The following is a 20,745-nucleotide window of genomic DNA, read 5'->3' on the forward strand; positions in this document are numbered from 1 at the left end:
GAGGGAGACCCTTCCCGTGGAGCGGAGCCAAGAGGGCTAAGTACCCCACCGCGGCAAAAGCCGCGGTGGGGGCCCCAAAAGAGCTTTCCCAAAGCCAAAGCTCGGGCATTCCTTGTTGCAACGGGCCCTTAGCAAAGCCCAGGGAGGAGGGCCCGGGCCTCCTCCAGCTCCACCCGCTTCCTTTCCTCCCCCCAGCCCAAGAGGGGCGTCATGAGGTCCACCACCCGGGGCAGGGCCTCGAGGGCCCTCTTTTGGTCCAAAAAGGCGAGGCCCATCCGCCGGGCCAGCACGTCCATGGGCTTCCTGGCGAGCTCCCGCCGCACCGCCCAGACCACCTCCCCCTCGAGGTAGGGAAGCCCGGGGAGGAGGGTCCTCTCCCCCAGGGCCAGGACCTCGGGGGCCAGGGTCCCGTAGGTCCCGTAGAGGTGCCGGGCCTGCTCCTCGGGGAGGGGAAGGGGGGGCTTGGGCCCCGCCCCGAGGAGGGGGGTGGCGTGGCTTGAAGAGGGCGGCAAGGCGAGGCCCAGGTCCTTGGCGAGGCGCTCTAAGAGGTCCAGGGCCATGAGGCGGAAGGTGGTCCACTTTCCCCCCACCAGGGTGTAGAGGCCCCGCCTTTCCTCTATGTGGTGGTCCCGCACGAGAAGCTTGGTCTCCCCCTTGCCCACGAGGGGCCTCAGGCCCGACCAGGCCGCCCGCACCCGGCCCGAGAGGTCCCCCAGATAGGGCCTCATCTCCTCCAGGAGGTAGGCCACCTCCTCCTCCCGGGGAAGAGGGCAGGGCTCGGGCTCGGCGGGGAGGTCCGTGGTGCCGAGGAGGGCCATGCCCCGGTAGGGGAGGAGGAAGAGGACGCGGCCGTCTTTGGTCCTCGGGATGAGGAGGCCCGCCTCCAAGGGGTAGTCCAGCGCCAGGTGGGCCCCGCTGGAGGGGGTGAGGAGGGGGGGAAGGTCGGGGTCCAGGAGGCGGCGCACCCGGTCAGCGAGGGGCCCGGTGGCGTTCACCACCGCCTTGGCCAAGACCTCCACCTCCTTGCCCGAAAGCCGGTCCCGCACCGCCGCCCCCCGCACCCTGCCCCCCTCCAGGAGGAGGGCCGTGGCCTCGGCGTGGTTCACCGCCACCGCCCCCCGCTCCAGGGCGGAGAAGATGAGGGCGAGGTTCAAGCGGAAGTCGGCGAACTGCCCGTCCTGGTAGGCCACGCCCCCCAGGGTCCTGGGCAGGTCCGGGAAAAGCCTCGCCACCTCATCGGGCGGAAGGTAGCGGCTCGGGGCGAGGCGCCGCTTCCCGGCGAGGAGGTCGTAGAGCTTCAGGCCCAGGGCGTAGTAGGGGATCTCCAGGGGGCGGAAGAGGGGGGTGACGAGGGTTAAGGGCCGGGCCAGGTGGGGGGCGAGGTCCATCACCACCTTGCGCTCCTGGAGGGCGTCCACCACGAGCCTAAGCTGGCGCAGGTCCAGGCGCCTCAGGGCGAGCTCCAGGTACCGCACCCCCCCGTGGAGGAGCTTGGTGGAGCGGGAGCTCGTCCCCGAGGCGAAGTCCCCCGCCTCCACCAAGGCGGCCTTGAGGCCCCTAAGCGTGGCCTCCCACAAGACCCCGGCCCCCGTGGCCCCGCCCCCCAGAACGAGGAGGTCCAAGGGTTCCTTTAGCCTTTCAAAGAGGGCTTCCCGGTCCATCCTCTCTGGAGAGGCCCTTGGCCCGCTCCACCGCCTCCCGCCACCCCCGGTAGAGGGCCTCCCGCCGCTCTTCGGGCATCGCGGGGAGAAACCTTTCCGCCTCTAGGAAGCGCCCCGCCACGTCCTCCGGGGAAAGGGCCCCCGCCCCCACCCCCGCCATGAGGGCCGCCCCCAAGGCGGTGGTCTCCGTCACCTCCGGCACCGCCACCGGCACCCCGAGGAGGTCGGCCTGGAGCTTCAGGAAGAGGCGGTTTTGCGCCATGCCGCCGTCCGCCTTGAGGCCCTTGAGCCGGATCCCAGCCTCCTCCTCCATGGCCAAAACCACGTCCCGCACGGAGAAGGCCACCCCCTCCAGGGCCGCCCGGGCCAGGTGGGCCCGCGTGGTCCCCCGGGTGAGGCCGAGGATGGCCCCCCGGGCGTAGGGGTCCCAGTGGGGGGCGCCGAGGCCCGCGAAGGCGGGGACGAAAACGACCCCTCCGGTGTCCTCCACGCTTTCCGCCAGGGCCTCCACCTCGCGGCTTTCCCGGAGAAGGCCCAGGTCTCTAAGCCACTGGACCGCGGCCCCCGCCACGAAGAGGCTTCCCTCCAGGGCGTAGGTGGCCCTGCCCCCGAGGCTCCAGGCCACGGTGGCGAGGAGGCCTTTTTGGGAGAGGACGGGCCTTTCCCCCGTGTTCAGGAGGAGGAAGGCCCCGGTGCCGTAGGTGCACTTCCCCTCCCCCGCGGCCAGGGCCCCCTGGCCGAAGAGGGCCGCCTGCTGGTCCCCCAAGACCCCCCGGATGGGGAGGGAAGCCCCGAGAAGCTCCGGGAGGGCTTCCCCGAAGTCCCCGTCCGAGGGGCGCACCTCGGGGAGGAGGGAAGGGGGGATCCCCAAGGCCCCAAGGAGCTCCGGGTCCCAGGCCAGGGCGTGGAGGTTGAAGAGGAGGGTCCGGCTCGCGTTGGTGGGGTCGGTGGCGTGGACCCTGCCCCCGGTGAGCTTCCAGACGAGCCAGGTGTCCACGGTGCCGAAGAGGACCTCCCCCCGCCTGGCCTTCTCCTTAAGCCCGGGCACGTTCTCCAGGAGCCACATGAGCTTCGTCCCCGAGAAGTAGGGGTCCAGGAGAAGCCCGGTCCTTTCCCGGAAGAGGGGCTCCAGGCCCTTCTCCCGCAGGGCCTCGCAGATAGAGGCCGTCCTCCGGTCCTGCCACACGATGGCGTTGTGGAGGGGCTCCCCGGTTTTCCGGTCCCAAAGGAGGGTGGTCTCCCGCTGGTTGGTGATCCCCAGGGCCAACACTTCCCGGGCCTCCACCCCAGCCCTCCTAAGGGCCTCCCGCGCCGCAAGGAGGGTGGTCTCCCAAAGCTCCAAGGGGTCGTGCTCCACCCAGCCGGGCCTCGGGTAAAGCTGACGGAACTCCCGCTTAGCCCACGCCACGGGCCTCCCCTCCAGGGTGAAGAGGATGGCCCGGCTCGAGGTGGTGCCTTGGTCCAGGGCAAGCAGGTACTTCATAAAACCTCCCTTAGCCTTTTCGCCGTTTCTTCGGGCAGGGCGTCCACCACGAAGGTCCCCGCCCCGAGCTCCGTGCCCGCCAGGAACTTGAGCCGGTCCCGGGCCCGCCTTGGGGGGTAGAACTCCACGTGGAAGTGGAAGGTGCGCTCCTCCCCCAAGGGAGCGGCGTGGAAGACCATCACGTAGGGGAAAGGCTCCCCGTAGAGGGCGTCGTAGCGGGCCACCACCCGGCCCAAAAGCCCGGCGAAGGCCGCCATCTCCCCTTCCGAGAAGGTCCAGGGGCCGGGGTGCCTTTCCAGAGGCGCCACCCAGACCTCAAAGGGGTAGCGGGCGAAGGGAGGGACGAAGGCGAGGAAGCCCTCCTCCTCGTCCACCACGTAGGGGCCAAGCCCGGGAAAGAGCTCCTGGAGCACGGGCCTCTCCCGGAAGGCCTGGCTTTCCCGCTCCAGGACGGGGGGCACGAAGGGGTAGGCGTAGACCTGGCCGTGGGGGTGGTGGAGGGTCACCCCCACGGCCTCCCCCCGGTTCTCAAAGGGCATGACGAAGCGCACCCCGGGGAGGGCGTAGAGGGCCTGGTACCGGTCCCGCCAAACCCAGGCCAAAAGGCGCCTTTCCTCCTCCTTCAGGGTGGCGAGGCTCCCCGCGTGGGCGGGGGTGTAGACCACCACCTCGCACCGGCCCAAAGCCTCCCCCGCGGGCACGGGGAGGCCCTCCGGGGGCGGGGGGGCCTCCTCCACGAAGGAGGTGAAGCGGTTCTCAAAGACGGCCACCTGGAAAGAGGGGAAGGGGATCTCCGTGGGAAAGCCCCCTTCCCGGCTCGGGCACAGGGGGCAGTGTTCCTTGGGGGGAAGGTAGGTGCGCTCCTGGCGGTGGGCGGCGTAGACCACCCACTCCCCCCTCAAGGGGTGGTAGCGGAGGTGGGGGGCGGGGCGGAAGGGCTCGGCGGGCTCGGGAAGGGGGGGGTCCTCGAGGGGCGCCAGGCCGTAGAGGAGGAGCTCCCGACCGTCTGGCTTACGGTGAACCCGCCTCTTTAGGGAAAGCACGACGCCACCTCAGGCAAGGGACTCCAGGGCGAGCTCTACCAACCGCCGAAGAAGCCCGGGAAAAGAGAGGCCCTTGGCGGCGAAGAGCCTGGGGAACATGCTGGTGGGGGTGAAGCCCGGGATGGTGTTCACCTCGTTCAGGTAAAGCTCCCCCTCCGAGAGGAAAAAGTCCACCCGGGCCATGCCCTTAAGGCCCAGGAGCCGGTAGGCCTTAAGGGCGGTCTCCTGGACGGTTTCCTCGGTCCCTGGGTCCAGGGGGGCCGGGATGAGGAGCTCGGCCCGGCCCGGGGTGTACTTGGTCTCGTAATCGTAGAAGGGGGCCTGGTAGCGCACCTCCCCCACCGGGCTCGCCTCGCCCCGGAGGTTCCCCAGGACCCCCACCTCCAGCTCCCGCACCCCGGGAAGCGCCTTCTCCACCACCGCCTTTTCGTCGTGCCGAAAGGCCTCCTCCAAGGCCCCCTCCAGGTCGGCGTAGCGCTCCACGCGGGAGATGCCGATGCTGGACCCGGTGTTGGCGGGCTTCACGAAGAAGGGGGGCTCAAAGGGGACCAGGGGGGTCTCCCCCCGGTAGAGGGCCACCCAGGGCACCACCGGGATGCCCGCCTGGGCCAGGACCCGCTTGGAGAGGTCCTTGTCCATGGAGAGGGCGCTCGCCGCCACCCCCGCCCCCACGTAGGGCTTGCCCAGAAGTTCCAAGAACCCCTGAAGGGTGCCGTCCTCGCCGTAGCGGCCGTGGACCAGGGGGAAGACCACCCCGTAGGCCTCCCAGTCCAGGGGCGGGGGGAAGGGATGGTCCCCGGAAGGGGCGGCCTTGGCCGCAAGGGCCTCCAAAGCCCGCTCCCCAAGGAGCCAACGCCCGTCCTTAGCGATAACGGCGAGCTCCGTGGGAAAGGGCATGAAGCGCAAAACCCCCTCGGCGGAGGAAAGGGAAACCTCGTGCTCCGGGCCCCTCCCCCCGGCCACCACCAGCACCTTGGGCGGCACCATACCCCAAGCTTATACCCTCCGCCGGGCCCCAAAGCGGCCTACCCTTGGCGGAGTTCCAAGCCGTTAAAGCGCTGGGCGCAAGGGAGAAGCCCCTCCCGCACCCAGCAGAGCACCGCCTCCTTGGCCGCCGAGAGCACCCGCTCCGCCAGGGGCCACTCCTCCTCGGCGAAGGGGGAGAGGACGTACTGGGCGCCGAGCTCCTTGGCGGGAGGCTTGCCGATGCCGATCCTCAGGCGGTGGAAGGCCGGGGTGCCCAGGGCCAGGGCGATGGAGGCCACCCCCCGGTTCCCCGCGGGGCTTCCCCCGGCCTTAAGGCGCAGGCGGCCCAAGGGCAGGTCCATCTCGTCGTGGACCACGAGGATGCGCTCCGGGGGGATCTTGTAGAAGCGGGCCAGGGGGGCCACCGCCTGCCCCGTGAGGTTGTAGTAGGTGAGGGGCTTGAGGAAAAGGCCCCTTCGGCCCCCCACCTCGGCCTCGGCCAGGAGGGCCTCCCCCTTCCTCCGGAAGGCAAGCCCCATCCGGTCCAAGACCATGAAGCCCACGTTGTGCCGGGTGCGGGCGTAGGCCTCCCCCGGGTTGCCCTGGCCCACCACCAAGAACACCGCCCCTCCCCAAAAAGGGCGGGGGCGGCCGCCCCCGCCCTAAGGCCCCAAGCGGGGTCAGGCCTCCTCTTCCTTCTTGCCCCTCTTGATGACCTCGGGCTCGGCGGGGGCCTCGGCGGCCTCGGCGGCAAGCCGCTCCACGTCCTCGGGCGGCACCACCGCGGCGATGGTCTCCTCGGGGGGCATGGCAAGCCTCACCCCTTCAGGCAGCTTGAGGTCGGAGGCGTGGAGGCTATCCCCGATGCCGAGGCCGGAAACGTCCACCTCAATGTACTCGGGGATGTTCCGGGGAGAAACCCGCACCAGGATGTCCCGGTGCACCTCCTGGAGCACTCCGCCCTCCCGCACGCCCACGGGGGTGCCCACAAAGCGCAAGGGGACGTACATCTCCACGGGCTCGTCGGAAAGCACGTAGAAGTCCACGTGCTCGGGACGGCGGCGGCGCTTGTCCAGGTTCACCTGGCGCACCAAGGTGGGAAGCTCTTGCCCGTCAGGAAGCTCCAGGACGATGACGTGGTGGATGGAGGCCTGGCGGAAGACCCGGTCAAACTCCGAGAGCTCCACGTAAACCTTGCGGTTCAGGCTCTTGTTGTACATCACCCCGGGGAGCTTGCCCGCCCGCCTAAGGGCGCTGGGCTTCTCCCCTTCCCGGTAGTAGGCCTTCAGGCGATACTCCATGGTTCCTCCCAAACGCACACCCTGGCCCCTCAGGGGCACACAAAGAAAAGCTTACCACATCCCTACTAGATAAGGGCGCTCACCGACTGGTTGGTGTGGACGTGGCGGATGGCCTGGGCCAGAAGCTCGGCGGTGGAAAGCACCGTGTAGCCCCCGTCCTTCAGGGGGATGGTGTCGGTGAAGACCACCTCTTTGATGGCGGGGTGGGCGAGGTTCTCCCGGGCCTCCCCCACCAAAACGGCGTGGGTGGCCATGACCACCACCTCGGGAAGGGCCCCCGCCTGGAGGAGGGCCTCCACCCCCCGGCGGATGGTTCCCCCGGTGGAAACGATGTCGTCCACCAGGATGGGCCTTCTCCCCTCCACGTCCCCGATGACGTAGGTCACGGAGGTCTCCCGGGGTCCGTGGCGCCTTTTGGCCAGCATGGCGAGGGGAAGGCCGAGCCTTTCCGCAAGCCTTCTCGCCTCCTCGGCCCGGCCCGCGTCCGGGGAGACCACCACGGCGTTTTCCACGTACCCCTTTTCCCGGAGGTAGCGGGCGAAGAGGCGCACGGCGGAGAGGTGGTCCACGGGAATGTCAAAAAAGCCCTGGATCTGGGGGGCGTGGAGGTCAATGGCGATGACCCGCTCCACCCCCACCCTTTCCAAGAGGCTCGCCACCAGCTTGGCGCTGATGGGCTCACGCCCCTCCGTCTGCTTGTCCTGGCGGGCGTAGCCGAAGTAGGGGATGACGGCGTTGATCCGCCCCGCCGAGCTCCGCCTGGCGGCGTCGGCGAGGAGGAGGAGCTCCATCAGGTGGTCGTTCACCGGGGGGCAGGTAGGCTGGACCAGGTAGACGTCCTCCCCGCGGACGCTCTCCAGAAGCCTCACCCGCACCTCCCCGTCGGGAAAGCGGTCCACCAGGGCCTTTCCCAAGGGCACCCCCAGGGCCTCCGCCACCCGCCGGGCCAAGTCGGGGTGGGCGCTCCCCGTGAAGAGCCGGATTTCCATGAAAACCCCCCCTTCAGTATACGAGGGCCCGGGCGAGGAGGCCGAGGCGCCTTGCAGCCTCCCGCAAAAAGGCCTGGAAGTCCCGCTCCGCCCCCTCCCCCGCCCCATCGGTAACGGCGCGGACCAGGGCCATGGGGTGGCGGAAGCGCCAGGCCACCATGAGGGCCGCCCCCCCTTCCATCTCCACGGCCTGGGCCCCGAAGCGCTCCCGGAGGCCCTGGGCCTCCCTCCGGTCCGCCAGGAACCTATCCCCCGTAGCCACCACTCCCAGGCGGTAGGGCAGACCGAGGCGCCCTGCCGCCTCCTCCGCCCGGGCGAGGAGGGCGGGGTCCGAAGGGAAGAAGCGTACCCCCCAAGCGGTCTCCCCCGGCTCGCGGCCGAAGGGGGTGAGGTCCACGTCCCACTGGACCGCCTTCTCCGCCAAAAGGAGGTCCAAGGCGCGGAGGGAAGGGTCCAAGGCCCCCGCCACCCCGAGGAAGAAGCTCTCCGAGGGGCGAAAGCGGGTGAGGACGTGGGCTACGGCCAGGGCCGCCGCCACCTTGCCCACCCCCGTTTCCGCCACCAAGACCCCCTCGCCCCGGTGGAGGGGGAAGGGGGCGGGAAGGGCCTCCCCCGCCCCCAGGGCCTCCCGGAGGGCGGCGGCCTCCTCGGGCTCGGCGGCGAAGAAGGCGGTCATAGGGGAATGGTGGGCTGGACCCTAAGCCCCGCCCTCAGCGCCTTCTCCGCCCAGGCCTTGGCGCCCTCGAGGTCGTGGTCCCGGTAGTTGCCGCACGCCTTAAAGCTCGCCCCCGGGACCTCCCCCTCGTGGGCGAGGACGTCCCTTAGGGCCTTGGCGAAGGCCTCGAGGACCCTTTCCTCCCCCAGGGGGCCTTCCACCACCAGGTAAAACCCCGTGCGGCACCCCATGGGGGAGAGGTCAATGACCCCCGGGAGGTGGTCCCTCAGGTACCCGGCGAGGAGGTGCTCCAGGGTGTGGAGGCTCGCCGTGGGCAGGGCCTCCCGGTTGGGCTGGGCGAGCCTCAAGTCGTACTTCTCCACCACGCCCCCCGCGAGGGCCTTCCTCCCCGCCAGACGCACGTAGGGGGCCTTTACCTTGGTATGGTCCAGGCTGAAGCTCTCCACCTCGGCCATGCCCCCATTACACCAAACCCCCCGGGGAAAGGCGTATACTTGCCCCCGTGGTCCTGGTCCTGGACTTCGGTTCCCAGTACACGCGGCTCATCGCAAGAAGGCTCCGGGAGCTCCGGGCCTTCTCCCTCATCCTCCCGGGGGACGCCCCCCTGGAGGAGGTCCTCAAGCACCGCCCCCAGGCCCTCATCCTCTCCGGGGGGCCAAGAAGCGTCTTCGCGCCCGACGCCCCCCGCCCCGACCCCAGGCTCCTCTCCTCGGGCCTCCCCATCCTCGGGATCTGCTACGGGATGCAGCTCCTCGCCAAGGAGCTCGGGGGGCGGGTGGAGCGCGCCGGAAGGGCCGAGTACGGCAAGGCCCTCCTCACCCGCTACGAGGGCCCCCTCTTCCGGGGCCTCCAGGGCGAGGTCCAGGTCTGGATGAGCCATCAGGACGCCGTGACTAGGCTCCCTCCGGGCTGGCGAGCGGTGGCGGAAACGGAGGAGAACCCCGTGGCCGCCATGGAGTCCCCGGATGGCCGGGCCTTCGGGGTCCAGTTCCACCCCGAGGTGGCCCACACCCCCAAGGGGATGCAGATCCTGGAGAACTTCCTGGAGCTTGCCGGGGCCAAGCGGGACTGGACGCCGGAGCACGTCCTGGAAGGGCTCCTCCAGGAGGTGCGGGAGCGGGCGGGGAAGGACCGGGTCCTCCTCGCCGTCTCCGGGGGGGTGGACTCCTCCACCCTGGCCCTCCTCCTCGCCAAGGCGGGGGTGGACCACCTGGCGGTCTTCGTGGACCACGGGCTTCTGCGCCTGGGGGAGAGGGAGGAGGTGGAGGGGGCCTTGAGGGCCCTTAGGGTGAACCTCCTGGTGGTGGACGCCAAAGAGCGCTTCCTGAAGGCCCTCAAGGGCGTGGAAGACCCGGAGGAAAAGCGCAAGGTCATCGGGCGGGAGTTCGTGGCGGTCTTCTCCCAGGTGGCCCGGGAGAAGGGCCCCTTCCGCTTCCTCGCCCAGGGCACCCTCTACCCGGACGTGATTGAGTCCGCCGGGGGGCACGGGGCGGCCAAGATCAAGAGCCACCACAACGTGGGCGGCCTCCCCCAGGACCTGGAGTTTGAGCTCCTAGAGCCCTTCCGCCTCCTTTTCAAGGACGAGGTGCGGGAGCTCGCCCTCCTCCTCGGGCTTCCCGACACCCTCCGCCTGCGCCACCCCTTCCCCGGGCCCGGCCTCGCGGTGCGCGTTTTGGGGGAGGTGACGGAGGAGCGCCTGGAAATCCTCAGGCGGGCGGACGACCTCTTCATCAGCCTCCTTAAGGAGTGGGGCCTCTACGAGAAGGTGGCCCAGGCCCTGGCCGTCCTCACGCCCTTAAGGAGCGTGGGGGTGGCGGGGGACGAGCGGAAGTACGGCTACGTCCTCGCCCTCAGGGCCGTGACCACCGAGGACTTCATGACCGCCGACTGGGCGAGGCTTCCCCTGGACTTCTTGGACGAGGCGGCCCGGCGGATCACCCGCAGGGTCCCGGAGATCGGACGGGTGGTCTACGACCTCACCTCCAAGCCCCCGGCCACCATAGAGTGGGAGTGATGGGCGAACCTGCGAGGCTTAAGCGGCTTTCCCCGGAGGGGTACCTGAAGGAGGAGGCCACCTCCCCCGTCAAGCGGGAGCTGGTGGAAGGGGTTCCCTACGCCATGGCCGGGGCGGGCCGGGCCCACAACCTCATCGTGGGCAACCTCCACTACCTCCTCTACCCCCTGGCCCGCAGGAAGGGGTGCCGCCTCTACGTGGCGGACATGAAGCTAAGGGTCGGGGAGGCCACCTTCTACTACCCGGACCTGATGGCGGTCTGCGCCCCGCCCCCGAAAGACCCCTTCTACGAGGAGGCGCCCTGCCTGGTGGTGGAGGTCCTCTCCCGGACCACGGAGGGGGTGGACCACAGGGAGAAGCTCTGGCGCTACCTCTCCCTCCCCTCCCTCCAGGCCTGCCTCCTGGTGAGCGCTCGGGAGAGGCGGGTGGAGCTCTACTGGAAGGAAGAAGGCGACCTGCTCCACCAGGTGGCGACCGAAGGCGAGGTACCCCTTCCCTGCCTGGAAGGGAGTCTGCCCGTGGAGGAGGTCTACGCCGGGGTGGTCCTCGAGGGCGAGGAGGGGTAGACTTAAGGCGAAAGGAGGTAAGGATGCCCACCTTTATCGTCCTCAGCACCCTCACGGACGACGGCGCCGAGACCCTGGTGAAAAACCCGGAGCGCATCAAGGAGGTGAACGGGGAGCTGGAGCGGGACTTCGGGGTCAAGGTGGTGGCCCAGTACGCCGTGCTCGGCCCCTACGACTTCGTGAACATCGTGGAGGCGGAAGACGGCGCCAGCGTGGCCCGGGCCATGCTCCACCTGGCCTCCCGGGGGAGCATGAAGACGGTGACCCTCGAGGCCATCCCCGTGGCCGACCTCATCGCCCGGCTCAAGTAGTGGAGGTTCTGGAGACTTCCGTCTACGCCGAGGACCTGGAGAAGGCCCGGGCCTTCTACGAGGGGGTCTTGGGCCTCCCCTGCTTCCAGTTCAAGCCGCCCCGGCACGCCTTCTTCCGCGCCGGGCGGGGCGTCTTCCTGGTCTTCAACCCCAAGGAAACCGCCAAGGAGGCAACCCTGCCGCCCCACGGGGCCAAAGGAAGCGTCCACGTGGCCTTCCGGGTGGAGGAAGGGGAGCTTCCCGAGTGGGAAAAGCGCCTGAAGGCGGCGGGCTTCCCGGTGTGGTGGGCCGAGTGGCCCAGGGGAAAAAGCCTCTACACCCAAGACCCCGCCGGGAACCTGGTGGAGCTCGCCCCGGCGGAGATCTGGGGAAGCTGAGGCCAAGGCTCAAAACCCCAGGGCCTCGAGGAGGACCCGCACGCGGAAGCCCAAAAGCTCCTCGGGACCATACGCCTGGTGCGCCCGCTCGGCCACGCCCCGCTCCAGGGGGGCAAGGGCGAGGACGGCGTGGAATGGCTGGATCCAGTCCAATGGAAACCCGCCCCCGGCGTAGAAGAGGAGGTCGGCCCTAAGGGCCAAGGCGGCGCCCTCTTCCCGCCGCAAGGCCACGTGCCCCCTGGCCCTTTGGGGCAGGCGGGCCAGGAAGCCGTCCCCCTCGGCGAAGCTGGGCGCCACCACCGAGACCTGGCCCAAGGCCCTTAGAAAAGGGGCCAGGGAAGGGCGCAAGGGGCCAAGCCAAAGGGCCCTGGCCCCGGGAAAGTGGGCGGAGAGGAGGCGCTCCAGGGCCAGCCCCTCGGTGTAGTGGCCGTAAAGCCCGGAGAGGGCGGGCACCACCAGGTCCACCAGGCCGCCCGCCTCCGCCTCGGCCTCGAGGCGGACCCCCTCGGGCGGGGGCAGGGCTTCCTCCAGGGCCATCCCGGCGAAGTCCAGGGGGGCCAGGCAGGAAAGCGCCCCGAAGGGGTCCCCCTCCACGGGGTAGGGAAAGAGCGGCAGGCGCAGGGCGGCCACCTGGGCCAAAAGGTGGTGGAAGAAGGGGGAGGACCCCCTGTGGGCCACCGCCAGGGGCCTGGCCTTGGAGTAAAGGGGCCAGACCACGGGTCCCTCCTAGGCCGGGCGCAGGTCGGCGTACTTGAGGGAGAGGCGCTTCAGGCCCACCCCCTCAAAGTGCACCGTCACCTCGTCCCCCGCCGCCGCCACCACCGTCCCCGGGCCGAAGCGGGGATGGACCACCCTCTCCCCTCCCCTAAAGGCCCCCGGCAGGGCCCGGTGGAGGGGCGGGGTGGGCCTTTGGCGGTAGGGGTCGTAGAGCTCGTAGAGACCCTCCTCCACCTCCTCCAGGAAGCGGCTCGGCCGGGTGGCCTCGAGGCGGCCGTAGACCTCCCGCTCTTCGGCGTAGGAAAGGTAAAGCCTTTCCTGGGCCCGGGTTACCCCCACGTAGAAGAGGCGGCGCTCCTCCTCCAGGCCCTCGAGGGTGCTTAGGGAGTTGCGGTGGGGAAGAAGCCCCTCCTCCACCCCCACCAGGAAGACCACGGGGAACTCCAGCCCCTTGGCGTTGTGCAGGGTCATGAGGGCCACCTTCCCCTGGGCCTCCCCCGGCTCCTCGGCCCGGGCGGTGAGGGCCACCTTGTCCAGGAAGTCCTGGAGGTCCTCGGCCTCGCGGGCGGCCCTGAGGAGCTCCTCCACGTTCTCCAGGCGGTCCTCGGCGTCTTCGGGGTAGGCCTCCTTGAGGTAGGCGGGGTACTCGGTGGCCAAGAGGAGGTGGCGGAAAAAGGCCTCCGCCGAGCCCAGAGCCAGGTCCTGAAGCTCTTCCAAGAGGGCGAGGAAGTGCCGGACGGGCTCGGGCCGGGGAAGGAGGGAGGCCCCCTCCCGCAAGGCATCCAAGAGGGGCAGGCCCCTCTCTCGGGCGAAGGCCTCCACCTTGGCCACCGTGGCCGGGCCGATGCCCCGGGGAGGCGTGTTCAGGACCCGCTTGAGGCTCACGGCGTCCAGGGGGTTCAGGCTCAGGCGGGCGTAGGCCAGGAGGTCCTTCACCTCGGCCCTTTCAAAGAACCCTACCCCCCCCACCACCCGGGCCGGGATCCCCCGCCCTGCCAGGGCCTGCTCCAACAGGCGGCTTTGGGCGTTGGTGCGGTAGAGCACCGCCACCCGGTCAAAAGGAGGGCCCAGACGGGCGATCTCCTCGGCCACGAAGCGGGCCTCGTCGCGGGCGCTTTCCGCCCGGTAAAGCCGCACGGGTTCGCCCCCCCGCTTCACCGGGCGCAGGGTCTTCTCCAGGCGAAGGGCGTTCTTGGCGATAACGGCGTTGGCGAAGCGCAAAATGGCCTCGGTGGAACGGTAGTTCTCCTCCAGGCGGTAGACCTTGGCCGAGGGGTAGTCCCGGGTGAAGTCCAGGATGTTCTTGATATCCGCCGCCCTAAAGGAGTAGATGCCCTGATCCGGGTCCCCCACGGCCATGAGGTTGGCCTCCTCCCCGGCAAGAAGCCGGGTGAAGCGGTACTGCACGGGGCTCGTGTCCTGGTACTCGTCCACGTGGATGAAGCGGGCCCGCTTCCTTACCCGCTTCAGGACCTCGGGGTCCCCCTCCAGAAGCCTCAAGGCGTAAAGGAGAATGTCTCCGAAGTCCAAGGCCCCCTGGGCCCTTAAGGCCTCTTGGTAGCGGAGGAGCACGTCCAAAAGCCTTCCCCGGGAAAGGCCGGCGTAGAACTCGGGAAGCTCCTCGAGGAGGCTCTCCGGGGCTACCCCCCGGTTCTTGGCCCGGTCCAGGAGGCCCTTGATGGGCCCGGGCTTGGCGGCGAGGCCCAGCTCCTTGAGCACCTCCTTGAGGAGGGCGCTCTGGTCGTCCTCGTCGTAGACCACGAAGCCCGGAGGGAGCCCGGCCCGCTCCCCGTAGGCCCGGAGGATGCGCAAAGCGGCGGCGTGGAAGGTGGAGACCCAGACCTCCCCCGCCCCCCGCACCATGGCCTTGAGCCGCTCCCGCATCTCCTCGGCGGCCTTGTTGGTGAAGGTCACCGCCAGGATCTCCGAGGGGAAGACCCCCCGCCGGGCGACCAGGTAGGCCACCCGGTGGACCACGGTGCGGGTCTTGCCGCTGCCCGCCCCCGCCACCACCAGAGCGGGCCCCTCAAAGTGGAGAACCGCCTGGCGCTGGGCCTCGTTCAGGGAGGAAAGGAGGGCCTCGTCCACGGGGGTGAGTGTACCACGGGGTAGACTCTAAGGCATGGAGCTCTACCCCACCCGAGAAGGCTTTCTGGGTGAGCTGGCCAAGGGCATAACCTTTAGGGAAGTTGCCCGGATCGCGGCGGGCTTTGGCCAAAGGCTCCTAAAGGAGGGCAAAGACCAGGTGGTGGTGGGCCACGACGCCCGCTTCCTGGCCCGGGAGATGGCCGAGGAGGCCGCGGAGGTGCTCTCGGGGATGGGCCTAAAGACCCACCTCCTCCAGGGGCCCGCGCCCTTTCCCCTCTTTGGCTACGCCCTCCACGCCCGGGAAGCCGCCGGCCTCTACCTCACGGCGGGCCGCAAGCCCCCCCGCTTCCAAGGGGTCAAGCTCCGCCTAGAGGCGGGAAAGCCTCTTCCTGGCGAAGACCTCGCCCTGCCCGAGGTCCCTCCCGAGGCCCGGGGAGGCTATATCCCCCTGGACCTCAGGAGGGCGTACCTAGATCTTCTCCTGCGAAGCGCCGAGGGAGTACCCAAGGAGCGCCCGGGGGTGGTCTACCTGGACGCCATGGGGGGAGCTGGCGGGGGGCTTTTGGGGCAGGCCTTCAAGGCCCTGGGGCTGAAGGCCGAGCTCCGGGAACTCCACAGCCTCCCCCACCCTCTCTTCTACGGGGTGGACCCCGACCCCAGGCCGGAAAACCTGAAAACCCTCCTCGCCCTCCTCAAGGCAGCGGAACCCCCGGCCCTGGGCTTCGCCCTGGATGGGGACGCCGACCGGCTCGCCGTCTACCGGGTGGGGGGGGAGGCCGTGGGCGAGGAGGAGGTCCTAAAGGCGCTCCGGGAGGCCCTGGGGGGCCTCGAGGTCCAAGGGGACGGGGAGGGGGGCTTCCTCTTCCCCTGGCACCTCCCGGAGAAGGACCCCTACCTGGCGGCCCTCCTTCTCCTCAAGGTCCTCCTATGAGGGAGCTCCTTCCTGGCCTCTACCTCCTGCCCGTCCCCATCCCCTACCCCCTGAAGACGGTGAACCTCTACCTCCTGAAGGGGAAGGAAGAGGTCATCCTGGTGGACAGCGCCCTGGCCACCCGCACCGCCCGGGGCACCCTGGAGCTCTACCTGGCTGAGCTTGGGCTTTGCTTCACCGACGTGAACGCCGTTCTCCTCACCCACCACCACCCGGACCACTACGGCCTGGGAGGCCTTTTTGAGGGGCTCGGGGCCAGGGTTTACCTCCACGAGGAGGAACTCTCCCGGGGGCACCGCTTCTGGCGGGAACCCGAGGCCTTTGAGGCGGCCTCCTGGCGGCTCTTCCTTGACCACGGCACCCCGGAGGAGGCCCTTTTGGGGATCCGGGAAACCATGGCCAAGACCCGGGAGCGGGTCCACCCGCCGCGAAACCCCCTCCCCCTAAAAGACGGGGAGGTCCTGGAGCTTTCGGGAAAGCGCCTTCGGGTCCTCTGGACCCCGGGGCACGCCGACGGGCACGCGGCCTTTTTCCTGGAGGAGGGGGTGCTCCTCGCGGGGGACGCCCTCCTGGAGCGGGTTTCCCCCAACGTGGGCCTGTGGGCCTACACCCGGGCAAACCCCCTGAAGGACTTCTTCTACTCCCTAAGGCGCCTGGCGGAGCTTCCGGCCCAGGTGGCCTACGCCGGCCACTTCGGCCCCATCCCCCAGGTAAAAAGGCGGGCGGAGGAGCTTCAAGCCCACCACGAGGCGCGCCTTCAGGCCCTCCAGAGCCTCCTGGACCATCCCCAGGACGCCTGGTCCCTTTCCCTCAAGCTCTTCCCCCAGGAGCTGGACCCGGCGGGCCGGCGCTTCGCCTTCGCCGAAACCCTGGCCCACCTGGAGTACCTCCGGGCCGAGGGCCGGGTGGGGCGGGAGGGCCCCCCCTACCGCTACTTCCGCGCCTAGGCGCCGGGAAGAAGGGAGGCTCCCGCCCAAAGAGCCTCAGTCCAGGACGAAGCGGTCCTCGGTCTCGTGCAGGCGCACCCGGTGGACGATGCGCTGGTCCTGGCCGTTTTGCCCCTCGGTCATGGCCACCACGGTCACGTAGGGGCGCAAGGGGCTCCTAAGCACCTTCTTGGTGAGGGTCTCCTCCACCTGGAAGATCCCGGCGGAGTTGTTCATGAGGACCTGGATCTCCACCGGCACCTTCTCCCCCTTGAGGATGCGCACCTCGTCCACCGCCAGGGCGCTGATGGAGTGGATGTCAATGCTCCCAAGCTGGAAGGCCTTCCGGCCCCGGCCCTTGGTGATGTCGGTGCCGTCGGCCACGGCGGTGATCCCCGCCTCTATGGTCAGGGGCTCCGGGGAGAGGTCGTGGCTGTAGATGCCGTGGAGCATGAGGGCCCGGAGGGCGGTGCGCTGCTCAGGGTCGGGGTAGATCCTCTCCAGGATGCGGTTCAGGATGGGGAGGGCCAGGGTCACCCCGAAGGCCTCGTGGTGCTCCCGGTGGACCTGGTTGCCCAGGTCGTGGAGCATGGTGGAGAGGAGGACCACCACGTAGGCGTCCTCCAGCTCCCCCGCCCCCGACTCCACCGTGTCCAGCCGCACCCCCGCCTCGGCCAAAAGGCCCAGGATGGCCACCCCTGCCGCCCCCGTGAGGAGGGCGTGGACCCGGCCGTGGTCGTTGTAGCCCAGCTTGCGCATGGTGAGGTAGTTGGCCATGTTCCACCCGGCGCGGGCCTCGGGGTCTTGGATGAGGAGCTCGTAGGCCCTGAGGGCCTTGGGGAAGGCCTTGAGCCGCTCCCTTATGGCCTGGTCGGCCTCGGCGTAGAGCTTGGCCTTGGGGCTCGCTACGTGGACGATGCGCTCCTCGGTCATGGGCACCCCTAAGCCTACCTCGCCCCGCGGGGGTGGAGGGGGAGCTCGGCCACGGGGGGCTACTCCCCCTTGAAGTTAGGGGCCCGCTTCTCCAGGAAGGCCCGCACCCCCTCCTTCATGTCCTCGGTGGCCGCGGCGTAGCCGAAGAGGTCGGCCTCTATTTCCAGGGCCTCGGCCAGGTCCAGGCCCTCGCCCCGGACCACGCTCTCCTTGGCCAGGGCCAGGGCGACGGGGGCGTTTTTCAGGATCTTCTGGGCGAGCTTCTTGGCCTCCTCCAGGGCGTCCTCCGCCACCCGGTTCACGAGCCCAAGGAAGAGGGCCTCCTCCGCGTCCACGTGCCGCCCGGTGAAGATGAGGTCCAAGGCCCGCCCCCGGCCGATGAGGCGGGGCAGGCGCTGGGTGCCGCCGAAGCCGGGAATGAGGCCCAAGCCCACCTCGGGGAGGCCAAGCCTAGCGGTCTTGGCGGCCACCCTGAGGTCGCAGGCCAGGGCGAGCTCCAGGCCCCCGCCCAGGGCGTAGCCGTTGATGGCAGCGATGGTGGGGACGGGGAGGGCGGCGATCTCGGCGAAGACCTGCTGCCCCAAGAGGGCGTACTCCCGGGCGGCGAAGGGGTCCTTCAGGGCGGCGATCTCCTTGAGGTCCGCCCCGGCGGCGAAGGCCTTCCCCTCCCCGGTGAAGATGACCGCCCGGACCTCGGGGTCCTGCTGGACCAGCTCGGGGACCTCGGCGAGCTCCTCCAGGAGGCTCTGGGAGAGGGCGTTTAGGGCCTCGGGCCGCTTCAGGGTTACCAGGGCGATGCCCTCCTCCACCTCGTAGCTGAGGTGCTCAAACTCCGGGATCTCCAGGACGAACTCGTGTTCGTGCTCGTGCTCCATGGCTCAAACCTCCAGGATGGCCTCGAGGGCCACCTCCACCATACGCCGAACGCCCTCTTGGAGGACCTCTTTAGGGGCGAGCTCCGGGTCGCCGATGCGGTTGGAAACGGTCAGGATGGCCCCCGTCCGCACCCCCCGCATCCTTCCGAGGAGGAAAAGGGCGCTGGCCTCCATCTCAAAGGCGAGGACGCCGTAGCGGGCCCAGGCCTGGGCCTCCTCGGGGGTGGTGGCGTAGAAGGCGTCCTCGCTGGCAATAAGCCCCACCCGGTGGGGGTAGCCCAAGGCCTCCGCCTTGGCCCAGAGGGCCCGGAAGACCTCGGGGTCGGGCACCGGGGCGTAGGGGCGTCCCTCCAGGTACTGCCGGGTGGTGCCGTCCAAGGGAACGGCCCCCTGGGCCACGAGGAGCTCCCCCAGGGCGAGGTCCGAGGAGGCGGCCCCCGCCGTCCCCACCCGGACCAAGACCCGGGCGCCGAGCCGGACCAGCTCCTCCACCACGATGGCCGCCGAGGGGGTGCCCATCCCCGTGGTCTGGACGGAGACGGGCACGCCCTGGTAAAGGCCCGTGTACCCCCAAAGCCCCCGGTGGTCGTTGTACCGCCTGGGGTTTTGCAAAAAGGTCTTGGCGATCCACTCGGCCCGGCCCGGATCCCCCGGGAGCAGGACGCGCTCCGCCACGTCCCCGGGATGGGCGCGCACGTGGATGGGGCTCATACCGCCTAAGGATACACCAGGCGCAGGGCCGGGAAGCCCTCCACCAGGGCCTCGTCGTGGGTGGCCAGGACCAGGGCCGCCCCCACCTCCGAGGCGAGCCCCCGCATGAGCCCAAGGACCTCCCGGGCCTGGCGGCGGTCCAGGCTCGCCGTGGGCTCGTCGGCGAGGAGGAGCCTCGGCCTCAGGTAAAGGGCCCGGGCCACGGCCACCCGCTGCCTCTCCCCCCCGGAAAGCCTTTGGGGAAGGAAGTGGGCCCGCTCCTCGAGGCCAAGCCTAGCCAAAAGGGAAAGGGCCCAGGCCCTGTCCACGCGGCCCGCGAGATACCCAGGGGCCAGGACGTTCTCCAGGGCCGTGAGCTCGGGGAAGAGGAAGTGGTGCTGGAAAACGAGCCCCAAGAACCTTAGCCGCCTGGAAGCCAGACGGGCCTCGGGAAGGCCCCGGATGGCCTCGCCTTCCCAGAAGACCTCCCCTTCCTGCAGGGGAAGAAGCCCGGCCAGGAGGTGGAGCAGGGTGGTCTTGCCGCTCCCCGAGGGCCCGAGCACGGCCAGGGCTTCCCCCCTAGCCAAGGCGAAGGACACCCCCCGGAAGAGGAGCCCATTCCCATAAGCAAAGCCTAACCCCCGCACCTCCAGCACCGGGCGCACCTTCTCATCCTCTAGGCAAAGGATGAAGCTTCGGTTAGAGTAGGGCCGATGACCTTAAGCCCCCTTTTCCAGGACCTCGGCCCAGAGGAGGTGGCTCTGGCCCTGAGCTACTTCCTCCGCCTGGCCTACCCCAAGGGGAAGGTTCTCTTCCACCAGGGGGACCTGGGCCAGAGCCTGTACCTGGTGGAAAGGGGAAGGGTGCGGCTCTACCGCATCCACCTGGGCGGGCAGGAGAAGACCCTGGGCGTGGTGGGGCCGGGAGGGGTCTTCGGGGAAATGAGCCTCCTGGACGGGGGCGAGCGGAGCGCCAGCGCCGTGGTGGAGGAGGAGGCCTCCCTTCTCGTCCTCTACAGGGAGGCCTACCTCGGCCTCCTCCGCCGCCTTCCCCTCTTCGCCCACAACCTAGCCCGCCTCCTGGCCCACCGCCTCAGGGAAGCGGACCTGGAGCTGGACCTCTTGGCCTTTGAGGATGCGGAAAGCCGCGTGGCTTACGCCCTCTTAAAGCTCCTGCGCCAGGGGTACGGCCCGGAGCTCCGCCTGCGCCACCAGGACCTGGCGCACCTGGCGGGAGCCAGCCGGGAGACGGTCACCCGGGTCCTGCACGCCCTCCGGGACCAAGGGGTGGTGCGCCTGGCCCCCGGAGTGGTGGAGGTGGTAAGCCCAGGGCTTTTGGAAGAGCTGGCCTTTGGCCTGGTGTAAGGAGGAAGCATGCGCTTACGGGTGGACCCTTTGCCCACGGAAGAGCTGGTGTACCCCGATGTGGTCCTGGTGGTGGACGTGATCCGCTCCACCACCACGGCGGTGGCCCTCCTGGAAGCGGGAGCCGAGGCCCTTTACTGGGTGGCGGACCTCGAGGCCGCCCGGGCCTTCAAGGACGCCGACGTCCTCCTGGCCGGGGAGGTGGGGGGGCTCAAGCCCCCCGGCTTTGACCTGGGGAACTCCCCCAGGGAGGCCCTAGAGGCCCCGGTGGGGGGGAGGATCGTGGTCATGAGCACCACCAACGGCACCAGGGCCGCCCACGCCGCCGCCAAGACCGCCAAGCACGTCCTCCTGGCCTCCCTCTACAACGCCCACGCCGCCGCCCGCAAGGCCTTAGAGCTCGCCACGGAGGAGGTGGCCATCCTCTGCGCCGGGAAGGAAGGGCGGGCGGGCCTGGACGACCTCTACACCGCCGGGGTCTTAGCGGAGTACCTGGGGCTTCTTAGGGAGGTGGAGCCCGAGGACGGAGCCCGCATCGCCCTCGCCCTCAAGCGGGCCTACCCGGATCCCCTGGAGGCCCTCGGCCTCTCCGCCGCCGCCCAGGCCCTCAAGGGGGTGGGCCTCGAGGCCGACGTCCCCTTCTGCGCCCAGGTGGCCAAAAGCCCCTTGATCCCCCTCCTCTCGGGGCGCGTGGGGGAGGCCCTCATCTTCAAGGGAAGCCTCCCGGGCCAGAGCTAGAGGCTGTCGTAAAAGAGTGGTATCCTTAAGGGGTGACTCTTACTGGACTTACGCGGCCTCCACCTGCACCGGTAACAGAGGGCTCAAATCCAGGCT

General features: G+C 69.7%; 23 protein-coding genes. 8 read left to right on the plus strand and 15 right to left on the minus strand.

Going from position 1 to position 20,745, the window contains the following annotated elements:
• Window positions 1–128: 128 nt before the first annotated feature.
• The 9 genes from ABJK26_RS07320 to ABJK26_RS07360 all read right to left on the minus strand — a co-directional run bounded on the left by ABJK26_RS07320 (window position 129) and on the right by ABJK26_RS07360 (window position 8,574).
• Window positions 129–1,661 (minus strand): FAD-dependent oxidoreductase, encoded by a 1,533-nt coding sequence (locus tag ABJK26_RS07320; protein ID WP_347241626.1) that lies wholly within the window; start codon window positions 1,659–1,661, stop codon window positions 129–131.
• On the minus strand, window positions 1,639–3,144 hold the full coding sequence (glpK, locus tag ABJK26_RS07325; protein ID WP_347241627.1) for a glycerol kinase GlpK: 1,506 nt from the start codon (window positions 3,142–3,144) through the stop codon (window positions 1,639–1,641). The genes ABJK26_RS07320 and glpK overlap by 23 nt, the downstream gene beginning before the upstream one ends.
• The gene (galT, locus tag ABJK26_RS07330; protein WP_347241628.1) at window positions 3,141–4,187 is read right to left on the minus strand and encodes a galactose-1-phosphate uridylyltransferase; all 1,047 of its coding nucleotides are present in this window, start codon (window positions 4,185–4,187) and stop codon (window positions 3,141–3,143) included. Before galT ends, glpK begins: the two co-directional genes overlap by 4 nt.
• A gap of 9 nt (window positions 4,188–4,196) precedes the next feature.
• Window positions 4,197–5,174 carry a D-alanine--D-alanine ligase gene (gene ddl, locus ABJK26_RS07335; RefSeq protein WP_347241629.1) on the minus strand — a complete coding sequence of 326 codons (978 nt, stop codon included), beginning with the start codon at window positions 5,172–5,174 and terminating at the stop codon, window positions 4,197–4,199.
• Window positions 5,175–5,212: 38 nt separating this feature from the next.
• Complete coding sequence (gene pth / locus ABJK26_RS07340; protein ID WP_347241630.1) at window positions 5,213–5,776, minus strand: aminoacyl-tRNA hydrolase; 564 nt, start codon at window positions 5,774–5,776, stop codon at window positions 5,213–5,215.
• 57 nt (window positions 5,777–5,833) lie between these two features.
• The gene (locus tag ABJK26_RS07345) at window positions 5,834–6,454 is read right to left on the minus strand and encodes a 50S ribosomal protein L25 (protein WP_347241631.1); all 621 of its coding nucleotides are present in this window, start codon (window positions 6,452–6,454) and stop codon (window positions 5,834–5,836) included.
• 65 nt (window positions 6,455–6,519) lie between these two features.
• Complete coding sequence (locus ABJK26_RS07350) at window positions 6,520–7,443, minus strand: ribose-phosphate pyrophosphokinase (RefSeq protein WP_347241632.1); 924 nt, start codon at window positions 7,441–7,443, stop codon at window positions 6,520–6,522.
• A 13-nt stretch (window positions 7,444–7,456) separates the two neighbouring features.
• Window positions 7,457–8,119, minus strand: coding sequence for a 5'-methylthioadenosine/S-adenosylhomocysteine nucleosidase (gene mtnN, locus ABJK26_RS07355; protein WP_347241633.1), 663 nt, complete (start codon window positions 8,117–8,119; stop codon window positions 7,457–7,459).
• The gene (locus ABJK26_RS07360) at window positions 8,116–8,574 is read right to left on the minus strand and encodes an S-ribosylhomocysteine lyase (protein ID WP_347241634.1); all 459 of its coding nucleotides are present in this window, start codon (window positions 8,572–8,574) and stop codon (window positions 8,116–8,118) included. Before ABJK26_RS07360 ends, mtnN begins: the two co-directional genes overlap by 4 nt.
• A gap of 47 nt (window positions 8,575–8,621) precedes the next feature.
• Between ABJK26_RS07360 and guaA the strand changes: the two genes are divergently transcribed.
• The 4 genes from guaA to ABJK26_RS07380 are packed head-to-tail and all read left to right on the plus strand — an operon-like array spanning window position 8,622 to window position 11,387.
• Window positions 8,622–10,133, plus strand: coding sequence for a glutamine-hydrolyzing GMP synthase (guaA, locus tag ABJK26_RS07365; protein WP_347241635.1), 1,512 nt, complete (start codon window positions 8,622–8,624; stop codon window positions 10,131–10,133).
• On the plus strand, window positions 10,133–10,699 hold the full coding sequence (locus tag ABJK26_RS07370; RefSeq protein WP_347241636.1) for a Uma2 family endonuclease: 567 nt from the start codon (window positions 10,133–10,135) through the stop codon (window positions 10,697–10,699). Before guaA ends, ABJK26_RS07370 begins: the two co-directional genes overlap by 1 nt.
• Window positions 10,700–10,722: 23 nt before the next feature.
• Window positions 10,723–11,010: a glutamine synthetase/cystathionine beta-lyase binding protein gene (locus tag ABJK26_RS07375; protein ID WP_347241637.1), complete on the plus strand. Its 288-nt coding sequence runs from the start codon at window positions 10,723–10,725 to the stop codon at window positions 11,008–11,010.
• A complete protein-coding gene (locus ABJK26_RS07380; RefSeq protein ID WP_347241638.1) occupies window positions 11,010–11,387 on the plus strand; it encodes a VOC family protein in 378 nt (125 codons plus the stop codon). Before ABJK26_RS07375 ends, ABJK26_RS07380 begins: the two co-directional genes overlap by 1 nt.
• A 9-nt stretch (window positions 11,388–11,396) precedes the next feature.
• Here the strand turns inward: ABJK26_RS07380 and ABJK26_RS07385 are convergent, their stop codons facing one another.
• Window positions 11,397–12,104, minus strand: a complete 708-nt coding sequence (locus ABJK26_RS07385; RefSeq protein ID WP_347241639.1) for a hypothetical protein — start codon at window positions 12,102–12,104, stop codon at window positions 11,397–11,399.
• 9 nt (window positions 12,105–12,113) lie between these two features.
• Window positions 12,114–14,192, minus strand: a complete 2,079-nt coding sequence (locus ABJK26_RS07390) for a UvrD-helicase domain-containing protein (protein WP_347241640.1) — start codon at window positions 14,190–14,192, stop codon at window positions 12,114–12,116.
• 34 nt (window positions 14,193–14,226) lie between these two features.
• Here ABJK26_RS07390 and ABJK26_RS07395 point away from each other — a divergent pair, with 34 nt between their 5' ends.
• Window positions 14,227–15,123: a phosphoglucomutase gene (locus ABJK26_RS07395; RefSeq protein WP_347241641.1), complete on the plus strand. Its 897-nt coding sequence runs from the start codon at window positions 14,227–14,229 to the stop codon at window positions 15,121–15,123.
• The gene (locus ABJK26_RS07400) at window positions 15,120–16,070 is read left to right on the plus strand and encodes an MBL fold metallo-hydrolase (protein ID WP_347241642.1); all 951 of its coding nucleotides are present in this window, start codon (window positions 15,120–15,122) and stop codon (window positions 16,068–16,070) included. The genes ABJK26_RS07395 and ABJK26_RS07400 overlap by 4 nt, the downstream gene beginning before the upstream one ends.
• A 36-nt stretch (window positions 16,071–16,106) precedes the next feature.
• Here ABJK26_RS07400 and ABJK26_RS07405 read toward each other — a convergent pair whose 3' ends face one another.
• From ABJK26_RS07405 to ABJK26_RS07420, 4 genes are read right to left on the minus strand one after another with little or no spacing between them, the layout of a single operon-like run.
• The gene (locus tag ABJK26_RS07405; RefSeq protein ID WP_347241643.1) at window positions 16,107–16,982 is read right to left on the minus strand and encodes a phosphohydrolase; all 876 of its coding nucleotides are present in this window, start codon (window positions 16,980–16,982) and stop codon (window positions 16,107–16,109) included.
• 59 nt (window positions 16,983–17,041) lie between these two features.
• On the minus strand, window positions 17,042–17,857 hold the full coding sequence (locus tag ABJK26_RS07410) for an enoyl-CoA hydratase-related protein (RefSeq protein WP_347241644.1): 816 nt from the start codon (window positions 17,855–17,857) through the stop codon (window positions 17,042–17,044).
• A 3-nt stretch (window positions 17,858–17,860) separates the two neighbouring features.
• Window positions 17,861–18,568, minus strand: coding sequence for a purine-nucleoside phosphorylase (locus ABJK26_RS07415; RefSeq protein WP_347241645.1), 708 nt, complete (start codon window positions 18,566–18,568; stop codon window positions 17,861–17,863).
• A gap of 5 nt (window positions 18,569–18,573) precedes the next feature.
• Window positions 18,574–19,212: an ATP-binding cassette domain-containing protein gene (locus tag ABJK26_RS07420; RefSeq protein ID WP_347241646.1), complete on the minus strand. Its 639-nt coding sequence runs from the start codon at window positions 19,210–19,212 to the stop codon at window positions 18,574–18,576.
• A gap of 48 nt (window positions 19,213–19,260) precedes the next feature.
• Between ABJK26_RS07420 and ABJK26_RS07425 the strand changes: the two genes are divergently transcribed.
• Window positions 19,261–19,911 (plus strand): Crp/Fnr family transcriptional regulator, encoded by a 651-nt coding sequence (locus ABJK26_RS07425; RefSeq protein ID WP_347241647.1) that lies wholly within the window; start codon window positions 19,261–19,263, stop codon window positions 19,909–19,911.
• A gap of 9 nt (window positions 19,912–19,920) precedes the next feature.
• Window positions 19,921–20,649, plus strand: coding sequence for a 2-phosphosulfolactate phosphatase (locus ABJK26_RS07430; protein ID WP_347241648.1), 729 nt, complete (start codon window positions 19,921–19,923; stop codon window positions 20,647–20,649).
• Window positions 20,650–20,745 lie beyond the last annotated feature (96 nt).

It is taken from the genome of Thermus sp. (assembly GCF_039793865.1).
In the GTDB taxonomy this organism is placed as follows: domain Bacteria; phylum Deinococcota; class Deinococci; order Deinococcales; family Thermaceae; genus Thermus.

Coding starts and splice junctions, on each gene's coding strand:
- ABJK26_RS07400 (WP_347241642.1), top strand. CDS start 15,120: ATGAGGGAGCTCCTTCCTGGCCTCTACCTCCTGCCCGTCCCCATCCCC.
- ABJK26_RS07320 (WP_347241626.1), bottom strand. CDS start 1,661: ATGGACCGGGAAGCCCTCTTTGAAAGGCTAAAGGAACCCTTGGACCTC.
- ABJK26_RS07360 (WP_347241634.1), bottom strand. CDS start 8,574: ATGGCCGAGGTGGAGAGCTTCAGCCTGGACCATACCAAGGTAAAGGCC.
- ABJK26_RS07395 (WP_347241641.1), top strand. CDS start 14,227: ATGGAGCTCTACCCCACCCGAGAAGGCTTTCTGGGTGAGCTGGCCAAG.
- mtnN (WP_347241633.1), bottom strand. CDS start 8,119: ATGACCGCCTTCTTCGCCGCCGAGCCCGAGGAGGCCGCCGCCCTCCGG.
- ABJK26_RS07425 (WP_347241647.1), top strand. CDS start 19,261: ATGACCTTAAGCCCCCTTTTCCAGGACCTCGGCCCAGAGGAGGTGGCT.
- ABJK26_RS07350 (WP_347241632.1), bottom strand. CDS start 7,443: ATGGAAATCCGGCTCTTCACGGGGAGCGCCCACCCCGACTTGGCCCGG.
- ABJK26_RS07405 (WP_347241643.1), bottom strand. CDS start 16,982: ATGACCGAGGAGCGCATCGTCCACGTAGCGAGCCCCAAGGCCAAGCTC.
- ddl (WP_347241629.1), bottom strand. CDS start 5,174: ATGGTGCCGCCCAAGGTGCTGGTGGTGGCCGGGGGGAGGGGCCCGGAG.
- ABJK26_RS07375 (WP_347241637.1), top strand. CDS start 10,723: ATGCCCACCTTTATCGTCCTCAGCACCCTCACGGACGACGGCGCCGAG.
- glpK (WP_347241627.1), bottom strand. CDS start 3,144: ATGAAGTACCTGCTTGCCCTGGACCAAGGCACCACCTCGAGCCGGGCC.
- ABJK26_RS07430 (WP_347241648.1), top strand. CDS start 19,921: ATGCGCTTACGGGTGGACCCTTTGCCCACGGAAGAGCTGGTGTACCCC.
- ABJK26_RS07370 (WP_347241636.1), top strand. CDS start 10,133: ATGGGCGAACCTGCGAGGCTTAAGCGGCTTTCCCCGGAGGGGTACCTG.
- ABJK26_RS07345 (WP_347241631.1), bottom strand. CDS start 6,454: ATGGAGTATCGCCTGAAGGCCTACTACCGGGAAGGGGAGAAGCCCAGC.
- ABJK26_RS07410 (WP_347241644.1), bottom strand. CDS start 17,857: ATGGAGCACGAGCACGAACACGAGTTCGTCCTGGAGATCCCGGAGTTT.
- ABJK26_RS07415 (WP_347241645.1), bottom strand. CDS start 18,568: ATGAGCCCCATCCACGTGCGCGCCCATCCCGGGGACGTGGCGGAGCGC.